The 17,043-nt window shown below is 72.1% G+C and carries 17 protein-coding genes; 4 read left to right on the forward strand and 13 right to left on the reverse strand.

All coding sequences use genetic code 11. The annotated features are described in order from the left end of the window. Nucleotides 1-3 precede the first annotated feature (3 nt). Both ACIBVP_RS26430 and ACIBVP_RS26435 read left to right on the forward strand, forming a co-directional pair. Nucleotides 4-1,107 (forward strand): VWA domain-containing protein, encoded by a 1,104-nt coding sequence (locus ACIBVP_RS26430; RefSeq protein ID WP_396109027.1) that lies wholly within the window; start codon nt 4-6, stop codon nt 1,105-1,107. Further along, nucleotides 1,104-2,963: a hypothetical protein gene (locus ACIBVP_RS26435; protein WP_396109028.1), complete on the forward strand. Its 1,860-nt coding sequence runs from the start codon at nt 1,104-1,106 to the stop codon at nt 2,961-2,963. Before ACIBVP_RS26430 ends, ACIBVP_RS26435 begins: the two co-directional genes overlap by 4 nt. Nucleotides 2,964-3,225: 262 nt before the next feature. Here ACIBVP_RS26435 and ACIBVP_RS26440 read toward each other — a convergent pair whose 3' ends face one another. Continuing rightward, nucleotides 3,226-4,395, reverse strand: coding sequence for a TerC family protein (locus ACIBVP_RS26440; protein ID WP_396109029.1), 1,170 nt, complete (start codon nt 4,393-4,395; stop codon nt 3,226-3,228). A 167-nt stretch (nt 4,396-4,562) separates the two neighbouring features. Between ACIBVP_RS26440 and ACIBVP_RS26445 the strand changes: the two genes are divergently transcribed. Further along, nucleotides 4,563-5,870: a family 43 glycosylhydrolase gene (locus ACIBVP_RS26445; RefSeq protein WP_396109030.1), complete on the forward strand. Its 1,308-nt coding sequence runs from the start codon at nt 4,563-4,565 to the stop codon at nt 5,868-5,870. Here ACIBVP_RS26445 and ACIBVP_RS26450 read toward each other — a convergent pair. From ACIBVP_RS26450 to ACIBVP_RS26460, 3 genes are read right to left on the reverse strand one after another with little or no spacing between them, the layout of a single operon-like run. After that, nucleotides 5,852-6,310, reverse strand: coding sequence for a GreA/GreB family elongation factor (locus ACIBVP_RS26450; RefSeq protein ID WP_396109031.1), 459 nt, complete (start codon nt 6,308-6,310; stop codon nt 5,852-5,854). The genes ACIBVP_RS26445 and ACIBVP_RS26450 overlap by 19 nt on opposite strands. Further along, on the reverse strand, nt 6,307-6,492 hold the full coding sequence (locus ACIBVP_RS26455) for a hypothetical protein (RefSeq protein ID WP_396109315.1): 186 nt from the start codon (nt 6,490-6,492) through the stop codon (nt 6,307-6,309). Before ACIBVP_RS26455 ends, ACIBVP_RS26450 begins: the two co-directional genes overlap by 4 nt. Beyond that, nucleotides 6,489-7,748, reverse strand: coding sequence for an NAD(P)/FAD-dependent oxidoreductase (locus ACIBVP_RS26460; protein WP_396109032.1), 1,260 nt, complete (start codon nt 7,746-7,748; stop codon nt 6,489-6,491). Before ACIBVP_RS26460 ends, ACIBVP_RS26455 begins: the two co-directional genes overlap by 4 nt. Before the next feature lie 137 nt (nt 7,749-7,885). Between ACIBVP_RS26460 and ACIBVP_RS26465 the strand changes: the two genes are divergently transcribed. After that, nucleotides 7,886-9,439 carry a PucR family transcriptional regulator gene (locus ACIBVP_RS26465; protein WP_396109033.1) on the forward strand — a complete coding sequence of 518 codons (1,554 nt, stop codon included), beginning with the start codon at nt 7,886-7,888 and terminating at the stop codon, nt 9,437-9,439. On the opposite strand, the gene ACIBVP_RS26470 is transcribed toward ACIBVP_RS26465, so the two are convergent. The 9 genes from ACIBVP_RS26470 to ACIBVP_RS26510 all read right to left on the reverse strand — a co-directional run bounded on the left by ACIBVP_RS26470 (nt 9,415) and on the right by ACIBVP_RS26510 (nt 17,020). Beyond that, the gene (locus ACIBVP_RS26470) at nt 9,415-9,585 is read right to left on the reverse strand and encodes a hypothetical protein (protein ID WP_396109034.1); all 171 of its coding nucleotides are present in this window, start codon (nt 9,583-9,585) and stop codon (nt 9,415-9,417) included. The two genes, ACIBVP_RS26465 and ACIBVP_RS26470, sit on opposite strands and share 25 nt — an antisense overlap. A gap of 101 nt (nt 9,586-9,686) precedes the next feature. Beyond that, nucleotides 9,687-10,034, reverse strand: a complete 348-nt coding sequence (locus ACIBVP_RS26475; RefSeq protein ID WP_396109035.1) for a hypothetical protein — start codon at nt 10,032-10,034, stop codon at nt 9,687-9,689. Nucleotides 10,035-10,099: 65 nt separating this feature from the next. Beyond that, nucleotides 10,100-11,002, reverse strand: a complete 903-nt coding sequence (locus ACIBVP_RS26480; protein WP_396109037.1) for a GNAT family N-acetyltransferase — start codon at nt 11,000-11,002, stop codon at nt 10,100-10,102. After that, nucleotides 10,999-11,952 (reverse strand): hydroxyacid dehydrogenase, encoded by a 954-nt coding sequence (locus ACIBVP_RS26485; RefSeq protein ID WP_396109038.1) that lies wholly within the window; start codon nt 11,950-11,952, stop codon nt 10,999-11,001. Before ACIBVP_RS26485 ends, ACIBVP_RS26480 begins: the two co-directional genes overlap by 4 nt. After that, a complete protein-coding gene (locus ACIBVP_RS26490; RefSeq protein ID WP_396109039.1) occupies nt 11,936-12,922 on the reverse strand; it encodes a dihydrodipicolinate synthase family protein in 987 nt (328 codons plus the stop codon). The genes ACIBVP_RS26485 and ACIBVP_RS26490 overlap by 17 nt, the downstream gene beginning before the upstream one ends. Nucleotide 12,923: 1 nt before the next feature. After that, the gene (locus ACIBVP_RS26495; RefSeq protein ID WP_396109040.1) at nt 12,924-13,943 is read right to left on the reverse strand and encodes an NAD-dependent epimerase/dehydratase family protein; all 1,020 of its coding nucleotides are present in this window, start codon (nt 13,941-13,943) and stop codon (nt 12,924-12,926) included. 2 nt (nt 13,944-13,945) lie between these two features. Beyond that, entirely contained in the window at nt 13,946-14,776 is an 831-nt protein-coding gene (locus ACIBVP_RS26500; RefSeq protein ID WP_396109041.1) for a carbohydrate ABC transporter permease, read from the reverse strand. Then, nucleotides 14,773-15,609 (reverse strand): carbohydrate ABC transporter permease, encoded by an 837-nt coding sequence (locus ACIBVP_RS26505; protein WP_396109042.1) that lies wholly within the window; start codon nt 15,607-15,609, stop codon nt 14,773-14,775. Before ACIBVP_RS26505 ends, ACIBVP_RS26500 begins: the two co-directional genes overlap by 4 nt. A gap of 187 nt (nt 15,610-15,796) precedes the next feature. Continuing rightward, on the reverse strand, nt 15,797-17,020 hold the full coding sequence (locus tag ACIBVP_RS26510; protein WP_396109043.1) for an ABC transporter substrate-binding protein: 1,224 nt from the start codon (nt 17,018-17,020) through the stop codon (nt 15,797-15,799). Nucleotides 17,021-17,043: the final 23 nt, after the last annotated feature.

Raw genomic sequence — 17,043 nt, forward strand, 5'->3', positions numbered from 1 at the left:
CCCATGACGGACCTGGAGCGGTGGCGGCTGGTGCTCGGCGCGCCCGCGGCCGGCATGACCGAACTCGGCGGCGACGCGACGGCCATGGACGCGGCACTGTCCTGGCTGTACGGCCGCGACCCCGAACTCGCCGAGCGCGGGGTGCGCACCGGCGGCACCGAGGACTCCCGGGTCACCGCGGTCGACTGGCTCGACGACGTGCACCGCCTGTTCCCCAAGGAAACCGTCGAGCGGCTGGAACGCGACGCGGTCGAGCGCTACGACGTGCACGAGATCGTCACCGACCCGGAGGTGCTGGCACGGGTCGAGCCGAACCCGGCGCTGCTGCGGGCGGTGCTGCGCACCAAGCACCTGATGAACCCCGACGTGCTGGCGCTGGCCCGGCGGATCGTCGCCGAGGTGGTGCGTGAGCTGATGGCGCGGCTGCGGACCGAGGTGCGGCGCGGCCTGACCGGCACGCGGCTGCGCACGCCGAGCAACTTCCGGCAGGCACGCGACTTCGACTTCCGCGGCACGGTGCGCGCCAACCTCGCGCACTACCAACCGGACCAGAAGCGGCTGTTGATCGAACGGCCCCGGTTCACCTCCCGCGGCAGGCGGCACACGCAGCCGTGGCAGCTGGTGCTGCTGGTCGACCAGTCCGGGTCCATGGTCGACTCGGTGATCCACTCCGCGGTCACCGCCGCCTGCCTGTGGGGCGTGCCCGGGCTGCGGACGCACCTGGTCGCGTTCGACACGAACGTCGTCGACCTCACCTCGGACGTGACCGACCCGGTGGAGTTGCTGATGCGGGTGCAGCTGGGCGGCGGCACCGACATCGCGAAAGCCGTCCGCTACGGCGCGGACCTGGTGGACGCGCCGAGGCGGGCGATCGTCGCGATCGTGTCCGACTTCTACGAGGGCGGGGACGCGGGCGCACTGGTGCGCACGGTCGCCGGGCTGGTCGGGCAGGGCACGCACGTGCTGTGCCTCGCCGCCCTGGACGAGGCCGCGAACCCGCAGTACGACCGCGCGCTCGGGCAACGGCTCGCGGACGTCGGCGCGCACGTCGGCGCGATGACCCCGGGCCATCTGGCCGAGTTCGTGGCGGAGAGGATCGGCCGGTGAGAGCGGACCTGCTCGCGCTGACGACGGACGCGCTCGCCGGGCTCGCGAACCGGGGCCTCGTCAAGCGTGCCACCAAGGAACTCGACACCGTCCCGCCGGTGACCGCCGCCGACGACGGCACCGTCGAGGTGAGCTTCGCCGACGGGGCGACGGTGACGCTGCCACCGGGCCACGGCCTCGACACGGCGGGCTGCACGTGCGGCGCGCCCGGGATCTGCAGGCACCGCATCGGCGCCGTGCTCGCCTACCAGCGCGACCACGCGTCGGCGCCGCCACCCGCGGCCGTGCCGGCGGGCTGGCCGGGTTCGGTGACCGACGACGAGCTGACCGCCCGGTTCGGGGCCCGCACGCTCACCGCGGCGCGGCGCCTGGTCGGCGGCGGGCTCACCGCCCGGGTGCGCAGGCAGGCCATGACGGTGGAGACCCCGTCGGCGACCGTGCGCTTCCTGGTGCCCGGCGAGCTGAGGTTCGTCGACTGCGACGCCCGCGCCGAGTCCAGGGACGCGCTCGTGGTCGTCGCCGTGTGGGCGTTCCGGCACGCCGACGCGCACCAACCGGACGACCCCGACGTCACCGTCGAACTGTCCGGGCGGGCGGACCAACCGGTCCCGGCCGCGTTGGCCGGGGTGGCGGCCGCGGCCGGTGAGCTGCTGCGGACGGGTGTCGTGTCGGCCGACGAGGTGCTGGTCGCGGCGCTGCGCCGGGAACTCGCGGCCTGCGAGCGGGCGAACCTGCGCTGGCCGGCCGCCGCACTCGCGGACCTGGTCGACCAAGTGACCGCGTACGGCACGCGATCCGCGCGGCACGACCCGGTGCGGGTGGCGGAGCTGGTCGCGGAACTGCTCGCGCGCCACCACGCGGCCGCGCGGGCGCCGTCGCGGGTGCTGGGCACCGACGAACCGGCGGAGACGCCGCTGCGGCAGGTGCGCCTGGTCGCGCTGGGTTGCCGGGTGACCGGTGAGTCCACCGCTGAGGTGTTCCTCGCCCATCCCGGCACGGAGACGGTGCTGGTGGTCCGGCACAGCTGGTCGGGGACGGGAGCGGTCGCGTCCCGGCGGATCGCGGGCACGACGCTCGCGTCGCTCGCCGCGGGCAACGTCGTGAGCGAGGCAGCGGTGCGCAGCGCGGGGCGGGTGGTGCGGTTCGGCGCGGGCAGGTTGGCCCGCACGACGGTCAGCCCGGTGGGCGAGTCGTGGGCCGAGCTGCCGAGGGCGCTGTGTCCGTCGTTCGGGGAGGCGCTGGCGCAGCTGAGCGGGCTGCCGCCGCGGGTGGTGCGGCCGAGGGTCGCGGCCGAGTTGGTTCGCGTGCTGCCGGTGGCGGAGGTGCGGCAGGTTCGGTACCTGGCCGGTGCGCAGCGGCTGGACGCCGTCGTCGCGGACTCGGACGGTGCTGTGGCGACGGTGAGCCTCGCTCATCGCGTTGCCGCGCCCGGGGCGGTTGATGCGTTGGCGGAGGCGTTGGCCGGTGATCCGGTTGAGGTGAGTGGCACGATTCGTCGGGCGCGGGGTGGGTTGGTCGTCGAGCCGTACGCCGTGCGTGGTGCTGACGGGGTGGTCGTGCTGGATCTGGTCGCGGCTGCCGGGGGGTTGCCTGCCGCTGGTCCGGTGGCGGCCGTGGATCCGTTGGTTGCCGCGATCGGGGATGGGTTGGCGTTGCTCGGCGAGGCGGCTCATCGGGGGTTGGGTCGTTTGGCGCCGGGTTTCGCTGGGCGTGCCGGGGCGGTTGGCGATGCGTTGGTTCGGGTGGGGCTTCGGCATTGTGGGGAGGCTGTGAAGGTGTGGGCGGGGGATTTGGGTGATTCGGCGGCTTGGTTGCGGGCTGAGGCTCGGTTGTTGACGGCCGACGAGCTGCGGTAGTGGGTTTCCCTCCGGGGTCCTCGCCGGACGGGCTGATCTCGGGGAGAGGCCTTCCGGGTCGGTCGCGGGGTTCTTTGGCGAGGATGGGTCTGCCTGCCCGGCTTGTGCACGGAGCTGGGGCCCGCTTCGCGGGCGGTTCTATGCCCTGAAAGACGCTTGGGTTCAACGCCCGGGCGCGGCTTTTGCGGGGGTGGGCACCGAAGGGGTCCTTCAGCACGCGGCCGGTGTGCTGAAGGGGGCCTTCGGGCGCGGCTTCGTGGTGTCAGACCGTCGTTCTCGCGTGTTCCGTGTGGGCTCTGTGCAACAGGGTCATCAGCTTTTCTTCTTCGCGGATGCGGGTGCGGTACTTCTCCGGGAGGCGTTTGAGGGTCATCTCCTCGGTGCACAGCATCGCGAAGACCTCGGCGCGGCGGTCCGGGTCGTTCTCCTCGGTCTCCAGGAACTCGATCGCGTGTCTGCGTGCTGACGCGATCACGTTCTGGGCTCGGCCCCACTGGCTGGTCAGCGACGCGATGACGGTGATGACCAGGACGGCGAAGATGACGATCAGTGACAGCCCGGTGCCGACCTCGGCCACGGCCACCGGTTCGCCGTTGTTGATGAACGGCAGGTTGTTCTCGTGCAGTGCGTGCAGCACGAGTTTCACGCCGATGAACCCGAGGATCACCGCCAGCCCGTACGACAGGTACACGAGGCGGTTCAGCATGCCGTCGATGAGGAAGAACAGCTGCCGCAACCCGAGCAGTGAGAACGCGGTGGCCGTGAACACGATGAACACGTGCTGCGTCAGCCCGAAGATCGCCGGGATGGAGTCGAGCGCGAACAGCAGGTCCGTGCCGCCGATCGCCACCATCACCAGCAGCATCGGGGTCATGACCCGCCTGCCGCGGTCCACGGTGAAGAGCTTGTCGCCGTCGTAGTCGTCCGCGGTGCGGAACAGCTTGCGTGCGATGCGCACCATGACGTTGTCCGCGTTGCGGTCCTCCTCCGAGGACGGCTTGATCAGGTTGCCCGCCGTGACCAGCAGCACCAGCCCGAACACGTAGAACACCCAGGAGAACGCCGCCAGCAGGGCCGCGCCCAGCAGGATGAACCCGGTTCTGGCGACCAGCGAGAACACGATGCCGAACAGCAGCACCTTCTGCTGGTTCGCCCTCGGCACCCGGAAGCTCGACATCACGACGAGGAAGACGAACAGGTTGTCCACCGACAACGCCTTCTCCGTCACGTACCCGGCGAAGTACTCCGTGCCCATCGCGGTGCCGCCGAACACCAGCACGCCCAGGCCGAACAGGAGCGCGATCCCGACGTAGAGCGCCGACCACACCGTCGCCTCGCGCAGCGTCGGGCAGTGCGCCCTGCGCACGTGCACGACGAAGTCGAACACCAGCAGCCCCCCGATCCCCGCGATCGTCAGGAGCCACACGATCATCGGCACGTCCACGCGGCGTCCGTCCTCTCGGGGTGCTGGTCCACAGCAGACCACCACGTCCACGGCACCGCCGCAACCGCTCCGCCATTAGCGGGACAGGGCTGGTGTTCGGCGATCGCGTCCGGTACGTCTCGATGGGAGGGGTTGGCCAACTGGTGGGAGAAGACGTGAACCGGTCACGAGTCGGTCTCCTGTCCGTCGTGGTCGCGCTGGCGGGTGGGCTCGTCACGCCGGTCGCCGCGCAGGCCCAGACGGTGCCGCCCGCGGTGGTGATCAACCGCGACTTCCCCGACCCGGAGGTGATCCAGGTCGGCGCGACCTACTACGCCTACTCGACCAGCTCCTCCCCCGGCCGTGTGCCGTACGCGACCGCGTCCGCGCCGACCGGGCCGTGGACGGTCCGCGGCGACGCGTTGCCGCAGAAGCCTTCCTGGGCGGGCAGCGGCGGGTTCTGGGCGCCGGACGTGTCGCGGCGCGCGGACGGCCGGTTCCTCATGTACTTCACCGGCCCGAGCGTCGCGGCCGGGCGGATGTGCATCGGCGCCGCGCTCGCCGACTCCCCCGCCGGGCCGTTCGTGCCGACGTCCTCGCAGCCGCTCGTGTGCAACGCGTGGGAGGGCGGGGACATCGACCCGTCGAGCTTCGTGGACGCGGGCGGCACGCGGTACCTGCTGTACAAGAACGACGGGAACGCCGTCGGGCAGCCCGCGATCATCTGGCTGCAGCCGACCGCGGCCGACGGCGTGACGTTCACCGGCAACCGGGTCGAGCTGCTGCGCAACAACCGCCCGGAGGACCAGGGCGTGATCGAGGCGCCGGTGCTGGTGCGGCGGCCGTCGCACTACGTGCTGTTCTTCTCGGCGGGCGTCTACACGAACGGCGGCTACCACACCAGCTACGCCGTCTCCGGTTCGCTGACCGGCCCGTACGCCCGCGCGTACCGGCCGCTGCTCACCACCGCGTCACTGGACGGGGCGGTGAACGGGCCGGGCGGCGCGGACGTCGTCGGCAACCGGATCTTCTTCCACGGCCACCTGTCCGCCGGCGGCCGCGGCATGTACACCGCCGCGCTCGGCTGGGCGAACGACTACCCGGTGGTGCGGGGCAGCCGCGTCCGCTACGAGGTCGAGCGCGGCAGGCTGAACCACGCCTACGTCCGCACCGGCGCGGCCGGTGCGTCGCAGGGCGCGGTCGCCGCGGGTATCGACTACGCCGACAGCTGGGCCGACACGTCGGTGTTCGCGCCCGTGGCCGGCAACTACACCGTCCACATCGGATACGCGGCCGGGTACGGCGACGCCCAGCACACGCTCACCGTCAACGGTGGCGCGGCGCAGGTCGTCAACTACCCCAACCGCGGCTGGGACAACTGGACACAGGTGTCCGTCGACGTGAGTCTGGCCGCGGGCTTCAACACCGTCCGGCTCCAGTTCCGCAGCCGGTGGGCGGAACTGGACTACCTGGAGGTCGCCTGACGGGCCGCGGTCCGGTGGTGGCCGTAGGGCACGGCGTTGACCAGCGTGACGCGCACGGTGGCGCCGTTGGGCACCTGGTAGGAGCGTTGCTCGCCGGACCGGGCACCGGCGACGGCCATGCCCAGCGGCGAGACCGGTGAGTAGACCTCGATGTCGTCGCCGGTCCCCTCCGCGTCGCGCAGGCCGAGCAGGAACGTCTCCTCCTCGCCGGTGTCGTCGTAGCGGACGGTGAGCACCATGCCGGGCTCGGCGACGCCGTCGTCCGGCGGGTCCTCGCCGACGACCGCGTTCGCCAGCAGCTCCTGGAGCTCGCGGATGCGGGCGGCGCGGCGGTGGGCGGACTCGACACCCGCGTCGTCGGCCGCGGCGGGCGCGCGCAGGGCGGCGAGTTCGGCACGCAGCCGCTCGTGCGTTTCGGGGGTCAGCCAGGTGCTGGTCATCGGTGTGTCTCCGTCTTCGGATCGTTGGCCGCGTCGTTGGCAGCGTCATTGGCATAGCCCGTGGCGACGCGCAGCAGGATGTCGCGTTCGACGCGGAGCAACGTGTTCTCCTTGCGCAGCCACAGCAGTTCCGAGCGTTCGTCCTCGGTCAGCGGCCGTGGATGGTCGGGCATCGCGGTCACCGCAGCGGGTCCAGCGCGCGTAGTGCGGGCGGTTCCTTGCCGGTGGTGATCAGCTCGGCGAGCAGCCGCCCGGTGACCGGGCCCTGGGCGAGGCCCCACATGCCGTGCCCACCCGCGACGTAGACGCCGGGCGCGCGCAGGGCGCCGACGAGCGGACGGCCGTCGGGGGTGACCGGACGGGGGCCTACCCAGACGTCCCGGCGTTCGTCCCAGTGCACGCCCCGGAGGAACGGGCGGGCGGACTCGATGATCGCGGCGAGCCGGGCCGGCACGCCGGGGGCGTCGGGGTCGCGGAACTCCATGGTCCCCGCGACGCGGAGGCCGTCCTGGTACGGGGTGCAGGCGACGCGGATGCCGGGCAGGTAGACCGGCCCCGGCACGGGCTCGTCGACCGGCACCGTGAACGAGTAGCCACGGCCCGCGCGGACCGGGGTGCGAACCCCCAGCTTCCTCGCCAGGCCGGGCAGCCACGCCCCGGTGGCCAGGACCGCGACGTCGGCCCGGAGTGCCTTGCCCGCGGCGCGGTGCACCCGGACCCCGCTTCCGTCCGTGCGCACGTCGACGACGTCGAACGTGTGGATGGTGGCGCCTCGGGCGACCACGGCGCGGCCCAGTGCCTGGACGAACGCGCCCGGGTCGACGTAGCGCTGCCCGTCGATCCGCACGCCCGCGGTGAGCGCGGGGGCCGCGAGCGGGACCAGCTCCCGCAACTCGTCACCGGACAGCAGGGCGTGCCGCACCTGCTGTCCGGCCTCGGCGAGCCGGCCCAGTTCACGGAGGAGGACCTGGGCCTGGCGTGGGGACTCGAAGCCTGCGGTGATGGGCGCGTCGATCGTCGGCGCCGTGACGCCGCCGCGGGTGAGGGCGTCGTAGGCGTCGACGGCGTCGTCGTTGAGCGGCAGGTTGGCGTGCACCGCGCGGGTCCAGCTCGACCAGCGGCAGTTGGCGGCGAACCGGGCGAGGAACGACCACAGCCGCGGGTCGGCCGACGCGGGGACGTGCAGCGGCGCCGACGGGCTGAGCAGCGACCGCAGGCCGTAACGCAGCACGGCGGGCTCGTTGAGCGGGATCGCGAGGCCGGGCGCGATCCACCCCGCGTTGCCCCACGAGGCGCCGGCGGCCACGCCGGTGCGGTCGACGACCGTCACCGACACGCCGCGCTCCTGCAGGAACCACGCGGTCGACAACCCGACGATCCCGGCGCCGACGACGACCGCCGACCGTGGCCCGGAATCCAGGCGCCCGCTGCCGGACATGCTGCGACCTCCTACACGTGATGGGGACTCAAGCCCAGGATGACCCCACAAGGACCGGGGCCTCTTGTCGAAGGAGAACAAACGCCTGGACGCCTGATGTCGAGCCCCGACAAACCGCGGCGGCTAGGCTGGCACACATGGTCAGGTTGGATCGGCTGGTGAACGTGCTCGGCGGCTACGGGCTGCGGTTGTCCCGCTGCCCGGTGCCCCGCTCGTCCGAGCTGCGCAGCGTCGTGCTGCCCGAGCAGGCGGGCGGGCGCACCGTGGTGGGCGACGTGCTGCTCGCCATCGACGCGGGCTCGGTCGAGGAGGCGGTGGGCTGGGCGTCGGCGGCCCGCGCGACCGTGGTGCTGGTGCGGGACGACGTGCCGGCCGGGGAACCCGACGGTGAGGTCGCCGTGCTGCTCGTCGACCCCGCCGTGGCGTGGAGCGAGCTGGCGGCCGTGGTGTACGGGCTGGTGCTCGAAGGCCGTGAGACCGAGTCCGGCCGTGGCCCCACCGACCTGTTCGCACTGGCCGACAGCCTCGCCGACGCGCTGCAGGGCGCGGTGACCATCGAGGACCGGCTGTCGCGGATGCTCGCCTACTCCAGCCTCCAGCAGCACGCCGACCGGGCCCGCGCCGACACGATCCTGGGCCGGCAGGTGCCCGCGGAGCTGCGGGCCCTGTTCGCGGCCCGCGGCGTGAGCGCGCACCTCGAGTCGTCGGACGAGCCGCTGTTCGTTCCCGCGGACGACGAGCACGGCCTCACCGGCCGCATGGTCGTCGCCGTGCGCGCGGGCCGCGAACTGCTCGGGTCGGTGTGGGTGACCTGCCCCGAACCACTTCACGGCCGTCGGCGCCAGGCGCTGTCCGACGGCGCCCGCACGGTCGCGCTGCACCTGCTCCGCTCCCGGGCCAGCGCGGACCTCGAACGGCAGGTCGAGACCGACCTGGTCACGCGGCTGCTCGACGGCACGGCCGACGCCGCCACCGTCGTGAGCAGGCTCGGCCTGCCGCAGGGCCGGATGCGCGTCATCGCGTTGCGCGCCCACACGGCCGACGAGGAGCGGCACGCGGCGCTGCTGCTCACGTTCGACCGCGCGACCACCGGCTTCGGCTGGTCCCGACCCGGCCGCAGCGCGCTGGCGGGCCGCACCGTCTACACGCTGCTGCCCGCCGACGACGTGTCCACCGCGCACACGTGGATCACCGCACTGCGCGCCGCCCTGCCCACGCACCTGTTGCTGGCGGCGGGCATCAGCGCCGGCGCGACGTCCGAGGACCTCCCCGCGGCGCGGCAGGAAGCCGACGAATGCCTTGCCCTGCACGAAACCCGGGACCCGGGCAGCAGGCCGCCCGCGTACGAGGAGGCGTGGGACGACATCCTCCTCCAACGCCTCCGCACCGCGGCACGGTCCGGCCGTGCCCCGGCCCGCGGCCCGGTCACCGAACTGCGCAGGCACGACACGGAGAACGCCACGCAGTACGTCGCCACACTGCGCGCGTGGCTGCGGGCGCAGGGAGATCCGGCCGAGGCCGGGCGACTGCTCGGCGTCCACGAGAACACCGTCCGCTACCGCCTGCGCAAGATGCGCGAGCTCACCGCCATCGACCTGCACGACGGCGGCAAACGCATCGCGATGACGATCGAGTTGGCCGCGCTCGACGAGTCGGCGGAAGAAGGTCAGCCCTGGGCGACCGCCAGGTGAAGGAACGCCAGCACGGCGCCCGGCCCGGCCAGCAACCCCAACGCGACGACGCCGTAGAACGGCCTGTCCCTGGCGAACATGGTGACGAGCAGACCGATCGCGGCCGCGACGGCGGCGAAGAACAACACGAGCACGACAACAGACATGGGATCCTCGAAGGAATGCGGGCGCACCCGGGCACGGCACTGCCCACAGTGGAGCAGCGCGACCCGGGGAGAAGCGCGGTGAACGGTTCGGTTGACTCAGTTCACGCGCGTGGTGGCGCCCGGCTCGACCACGGGGTGACCGCCGCCGCGGGCGTCACGGTGCTGTCGAGAGGGGCGACCGACGACCGGGTCTGTTGCGTGTTCCCGGGGTTCGCGGGCGGCCAGACGACCCACCAGGTGTCCGGCTGTGCCGTGGTCGGCGCGAAGCCCGTCGTCACCGGGCCGCGGGGCCGGTCGTGCAGTTCGTCGTACACCGACGAGGCCGTGCCGACCGTCGCGCCTTGTGTCGGGGAGTGCGGTGCCGCACCGGCGCCGGACATGGCGGGTGCGGTCACGGCGACCAGTACCAGCAGGAGGGCGAGCAGGAGCCCCGTTCGGCTCGACCTCATCGCTGCTCGCACCCGGCCAGCTTACGGGCCGGTCGTCGCGGGAGGCAGCCGCGCCCGCCGGGCGTTCAGAAGTAGTCCGCTGTCCAGTGGACCGCGGTCGGGTCCTCGACGACGGCCATCACCCGCTCGAATCCGGTGTGGAGCCCGCGAACCATGCCCGTCCGCGCCACGCCGGTGGACCAGGTGGTGAACAGGGCGGGCAGGGCAGCCGTCACGGGCGGGTCCGGCGGTGCCAGCAACCGGCCCGCGGTCACCTCCCGCTCGCGGGCACTCCTCGTCACCGCCTCGAACAGCGGACGTGCGGCCGCCGCGGTCGCGACCGCGAACTCCACGACGTCGCCGGTCCGCCAGTCGGTCACGGCGTACGCCGCCGGTGTGCCGTGCTCGCGGACCAGCACGATCTGGTGCTTTCGGCCGTACCAGACCGGTACGCGCGCGGTCCAGTCCGCCCGCGTGCGCACCGTGCTGAGCGGCCGGTGCGCACGCGCGTGGAGTTCCGCGAGCACCGGCCACGCGTCGACGCCCACCGAGGTGACCGACCACCCCGGGCGGGGCGGCACCACGTCGGCGAACACGCCCCGCACATACGGGCGATCGAACACCGTCCACCCCGAGTACACCCGAGGTGTGCCGGTGAACAGCAGCGACCACGCGCACTCGTGCGCCGTCATCGACTCGACGGCCATGGCCAGCAGTTGACGCACCAGCCCCTGTCCCCTGGCCCTCGGCACCGTCGCGACGCTCGACACGCAGCCGACCAGGTGCGCCTCCCCGTCGAGGCCCCGCACCTGCCTCGGCAGCCAGTACACGACGGCCACCGGCCCGTCGCCGTCGTACGCGAGGAAGGTGCGGTCCGCTCGGCCGGGGTCCTGTGTGTACAGCGGCACGACGTGCGCGGCGTCGGGGAACACCGTGCGCCACAACGCGTGCAGGGCCGGGCCGCCGTCCCCGGTGCGGAACTCGGTCACCCGGTCCTCGGCAGCAACTCGGGCGTCACCTCGTGCCGCAGCGGCCGGCCCGACCGGTACCGCTCGATCTCCGCCAGCACGATCGTGCCCTGCCGGACCCGGCCCTCGACCGTGCCAGCCGCCTGGTGCGGGGTGAGCAGGACGTTCGGCAGCCGCCGCAGCTCGTGGTCGACCGGGAGCGGTTCGCTGTCGAACACGTCGATCGCCGCGTCGACGCGGCCGGTGCGCAGTTCGGCCAGCAGTGCCGCCTCGTCCACCAGCCAGGAGCGGGCCGTGTTGACCAGGCCCGCGCCGTCCGGCAGCAGCGCCAGTTCGCGAGCGCCGAGCAGGTGCCGGGTCTCCGGCAGCACCGGCGCGTGCAGCGCGACGATCCGGCTCGTGGCGAGGAGTTCGTCGAGCGGCACGCCCCCGTCGAAGTACGGGTCGCTCACCGACACCCGCGCCCCGAGGGCTTCGGCGAGTTCGATATAGGCCCGGCCGGTACGGGAGGCGCCCACGACACCGATGGGGCAGCCGAGGATCTCGTGCCGTGGCGGGGCCTGCTCCGCGACCGTCCACTCCGCACCCGCGTGCAGTGCGTGGTCGAACCGCGGCAGCCGGTGCAGCAGCGACAACGTGAACGCGAGCGCCACCTCCGCGACCGGCCGCGCCATCGCCTGCCCGGCCTGCGTCACCCGGACGCCGCGGGCGAACACCGCGTCGGTGACGAAGAACTTCACCGACGCGCCGATGTGCGCGACCAGCCGGAGGTCCGGCGCGCGGTCGAGCAGGGCCGCGTCCAGCACGGGCATGCCCCAGCCCGTCACCAGCACCTCCGTGCCGGGCAGTGCGTCGGCCAGCCCGGTCACGTCGTCCAGCAGCCGCGCGTCGCCGAGGCCGGAGGGGAACACGGCGGCACGCACCGAGGGCGGCACACAGACCAGCGTGGTGGGATCAAGAAAGCCAGGCATCACGGTGCTCCGCGACGAACTCGTCGTCGGTCAGCCACGGGTAGGCGGCGCTGACGCGGGACAGTTCCGCTGCCTGGCCCGGCGAGAGCGTCTCGTCCGGGTCCAGGCACCAGATCCCGTCGAACAGGCCCTGCCGCCGCAGGACTTCGTGCACGCCGGCGATGCAGCCCGCGAACCCGTTGGCCGCGTCGAACACGGCCGCGTTCGCGTCGGTCAGCTCCTGCGCCTTCGCGACGAGCGCCGTGGGTTCGGTGCGTACCTGGTCGAACATCGCCATGGCGGCGCGCGTCCACACCGCCCACTGGCCCAGCAGGCCGCCGCGGAACCGCAGACCGCCGGGCAGTGTCGCGAGGAGGTCACCGATGATGTGGTCGTCGTTGCCGGTGTAGAGCGCGACCTCGTCCCGCCGGTCGGCGGCGGCCACACCGTGGGCGACCTCGATGGTGCGGTACCGGTCGAACGGGGCGACCTTGATCGCCGCGGTGGAGGGCTGGTCGGCGAGGGCGCGCCAGAAGTCGCGGGACAGCACCGGGCCGCCGATCGCCGCCTGGAGGTAGAACCCGATGACGGGCAGCACCTCCCCCACGGCCTTCGCCCGGGCGAGCAGCGCCTCCTCGTCCGCACCCGGAACCACCGGTGACAGCAGCACCGCGTCGTAGCCGAGGTCGGCGGCGAGCGACGCCTCCGCGACCGCCTGCTCCACCGGACCGCACGCACCCGCCACGGCGACCACGTCCCGGCCGGACTCCGCGATGGTCTCGGCCGCCAGCTCCAGCACCGGCCGGAAGAGCCCGGCCTCGCGGATCGCGAACTGTGTGGTGTGGACACCGACGGCGAGCCCGCCGACGCCGGAGGCGAGGTAGTACCGGGTGAGCGCGCGCTGGCGGCGCTCGTCGAGCGTGCGGCCGGCCGTGAGCGCGAGCGGGTGCGCCGGGATGACCGCGCCGTCGAGCAACGGTGCGAGTGGCATGTCAGAACCTCCCGTCCCGCACGGCGAACTTGGTCGGCTTGCCCGCCATCGGCATCCCGCTGGACAACCAGTCGGCCTGCCAGTCGACGAGCACGCCGAGCGGCGCGTCCGGGTAGCCGAACAGCCGGTGGCACGCGGTCGCGTCGTTGAGCAACGCGGTCGGTGCCTCGGTGCCGGTGAACGACGCCTCGGTGCCGAACCGATCCGCGAAGGCGGCCGCGATCCGGCGGACCGACACGGTCTCCGGACCGGTGAGGTTCAGCACGAACGCGTCCGTCGCGGCGTGGTCGAGGGACCGCAGCGCGACCTCGTTGGCGTAGCGCTGCCACACGACGTTGACGTGCCCGGTGGTGACGTCGACGGGTTCACCGGCGAGCACGGTCTGCCCGACGTCGGCGAGCACCCCGTAGCGCAGGTCGACCGCGTAGTTGAGCCGCAGGATGCTCACCGGGACGCCCTGTGCGGCCGCGTGCTGGAACACGCGTTCCCGCCCGAGGCAGCTCATCGCGTACTCCCCGACCGGTCCGACCGGGTCGGTCTCCTGACAGCCACCCGTCGCGAGGTCGACCAGCGGGTACACGTTGCCGGTGGAGAACGCGGCGATCCGGGCGTCCCGGTAGCGCTCGGCCACCCGTGCCGGGAGGGCGGCGTTGACCGCCCACGCGAGGTGCGGTGCCGAGGCGGTGCCGAACTTCGCGCCCACCATGAACACGACGTCGCCACCGTCCGGCAGCGTGGTCAGGTCGGGGTTGCCGAGCAGGTCGAAGCTCACCGTGCGGACGCCGTGCGCTTCGAGGGACCTCGCGGCGGCCGGGTCGGACCACCGCGACACCGCCCAGACCGTGTCGGCCTCGCGGCCGGCGGCGTCCAGGCCGCGCCGGGCCAGGCGGCACAGCGTCGGGCCCATCTTCCCGCCCGCGCCGAGCACGACGAGGTCGCCGCGCGCGGTGGCGAGTGACTCGACGAGCGCTGCGGACGGGGCCGTGAGCGCGTCTTCCAGTGCTTCTTCGGAGTCGAACATCCTCATCCCTTGATTCCGGACATGGTCACGCCCTCGGTGAGGTAGCGCTGGCCGACCAGGTAGGCGGCGAAGATCGGTATGAACGCGATGGTGGCACCCGCGAGCACCACGTTGAGCGGCACGTTCTCCTCCTGCAGCGCCGCGATGCCGACGGTCAGCGTCCGCATGTCGGTGCTCTTGCCGACCAGCAGCGGCCACAGGAAGTCGTTCCAGTGCCACAGGAACACGAACAGGCCCAGCGTCGCGAGGATCGGCTTGCACAGCGGCAGCACGATCGTGGTGAAGATCCGCCACTCCGACGCGCCGTCGAGCTTCGCCGCCTCGAACAGCTCGTCGGGCAGCGTGCCGATGAACTGGCGCATCAGGAACACCGCCTGCGCGTTGGCGAGCGTGGGCACGATCAGGCCCCAGTAGGTGTCCACGCCGCCCGCCTCGGCGATCAGCACGAACAGCGGGATCAGCGTGACGTGGTAGGGCACCATCACCATGGCGAGGAACGACCAGAACATCGTCTCCTTGCCGGGGAAGCGTTTCTTGGCGAACGCGTACCCGGCGAGCGCGGACAGCAGCAGCACCAGCACGACGCTGACGAGCGAGTACACCAGCGTGTTCAGCGTCCACAGCGGGATGTCGCCGCCGCCGATCACCCGGTCGTACGCCGAGGTGTCGATGGGCCACGGCACCAGGCTCTTCGGGAACTCCACGGCGGCGACGGGCTTCAGGCTCAGCACCACCATGGCGTAGAACGGGAAGATCGTCACCACCGACGCGACGGCGAGGAACACCCCGCGCAGGAGCTTCCCGCCACGGCGCGGTTCGAGTGCGTTGCTCACTTCGACCTCCCGATCAGCACGCGCTGGAGCAGCGCGACGAACAACGTGAGCACGAACAGGGCCACGCCGAGCGCACTCGCGTACCCGAGGTCGAAGTACTGGAATCCCTGGTCGTACAACGCCATCACGAGCGTGTAGCTCGACCGGGCCGGGCCACCGCCGGTCATCACGTACACCAGGTCGAACACCTGGAAGGACGTGGTCGTCTCGATCACCGCGAGGAAGAACAGCGCGGGCCGCAGCTGCGGCAGGACCACGTGGCGGAACCGCGCCCACGTGCCCGCGCCGTCGACGAGTGCCGCCTCCTCCAGCTCACGCGGCACGTCCTGCAACCTGGCCAGGATGATCAGCATCCCGTACCCGAACCGGGACCACACCGACACGAGCACCAGCGCCGGGATCACCAGCACCGTCGACGCGAGCCACGAGTCGCCGATCAGCTTGCCCAGCGGGCCGGACGACGAGAACAGCCAGGTGAAGATCGTCGCCGCGAGCACGAGGCTGGTGATCACCGGCAGGAAGAACACCGAGCGGAACAGCTTCGACCCGCGGAACGACCGCCGCACCAGCAGCGCGAGCCCGAGCGACGTGGCGATCGACACCGGCAGGTAGAGCACCGTGAAGACCACGGTCACCTTCAGCGCCTGCCAGAACAGCGGGTCGTCGAACATGCGGGCGAAGTTGTCGAACCCGGTGAACCGCGGGGCGTCCCCGAGGGTGTACTCGAAGAAGCTCAGCAGGACGCCGACAATGGCCGGTCCGAACCGGAACACCAGGAACAGCAGGAAGCACGGCAGCACGAAACCGAGGCCCCACAGGGTCTCCGGCCGCATGCGCTTCCGCCTGGGTTTCGGCGGTTGCCCGGCGCGGGGCCGCGATGGCGCTGGAGCGGTGACCGTCATCTTGGTCCTCACAGGTGGTTTGGAGTGGCGGCCGGGCCGACCGGACGGCCCGGCCGCCGGGTCAGAGGGCGCGCGAACAGGGTCGGTGGATGTCCGCAATGCCTGTTCGCGCGTCCTCTTACTGGCCGATCAGGCTGTTCGCTGCCTCGGCCGCGTCGGACAGGGCCTGCTCCGGGCTCTTCTGCCCGATGAGCGCGGCCTGGATCTCCGGTGCGAGCACGCCCATCACGTCCCGGGCCTTGTCGTGCAGCGGGGCGCCGACCATGAGGTCGAGCGTCTTCTCCACCTCGGCCTGCGGGCCGTCCGTGTAGAGCGCGCCGGTGGACTTGTACGGCGAGAAGTAGTTGCCCGCGGTGTCGTACGCCTTCGTCACCTCAGGGCTGCTCACGAACGCGAGCCACTCGCCCGCCGCGTCCTTGGCGTCGGACTGCTTCAGCATGGACAGCGCGCCGATCGAGCCGTACCCGACCTGCTCCTTGTCCTTGAGCGGCGGGTGGATCGTGATGGCGTCCGCACCCCAGAACGACTCGACGTCCGCGGGCAGCTGCTGCCAGGTGCACGCGACCTTGCCCTGCGCGAGGTGGGTCTGCTCGAACGCCGGGATGCCGGTGATCAGCTCCTTCTCGGTGTAGCCCTTGTCGACCAGCTCCTTGAGGAACGTCAGCGCCTTCACGCCCTCCTCGCCGTCGAACGCGGTCTTGGTGCCGTCCTCGCTGAAGACGTCACCGCCCGCCTCCCACAGCAGCGGGTAGAACGACTGGTTGAGCGTGGCGGACGGGTCGGCGTAGTAGTTGGTGACGTCGAAGCCCTTCGCCTTGAGCGCCGGGGCGATCGCCAGCATGTCGTCCCACGTCTCGGGTGCTTCGACACCGGCGGCGTCGAGCACCTTCTTGTTGCACATAAGCGGGTTGGCGCCCATCAGGATCGGTGCGCCCATCAGCTTGCCGTCGATGGTGACGGCTTCGGTGACGTTGTCGCGGTAGTCGCCCTTGGTCTCCTCGGGCAGGTACTCGTCGACCGGCTGCACGAGCTTGGCGTACTTCGGGATCTGGTCCGGGATGAGGTACACCAGGTCGGGGGCCTTGTTCCCGGCGATCGCGGTGGTCAGCGACTCCTCCCGCTTGGCCCACGGGTAGATCTCGACCTTCACGTTGATGTTCGGGTGGTCCTTGGAGAAGGCCTCGATCTGGTTGTCCCAGAAGTCACGGTGCTGCGCCTCGTCCGGGATGATCGGGTACACCCACATGGTGACGTCCTGTTCGGAGTCGCCGGCGGAGCCGCACGCCGCCGTCGTGGCGGCGAGTGCGGCCACGAGGGCGGTCGCGATCGCGCGGAGTTTCATGGTCGTTCCTCTCGGGGTGTGGA

This window comes from Actinophytocola sp. NPDC049390 (genome assembly GCF_044466355.1).
In the GTDB taxonomy this organism is placed as follows: Bacteria; Actinomycetota; Actinomycetes; order Mycobacteriales; family Pseudonocardiaceae; genus Actinophytocola.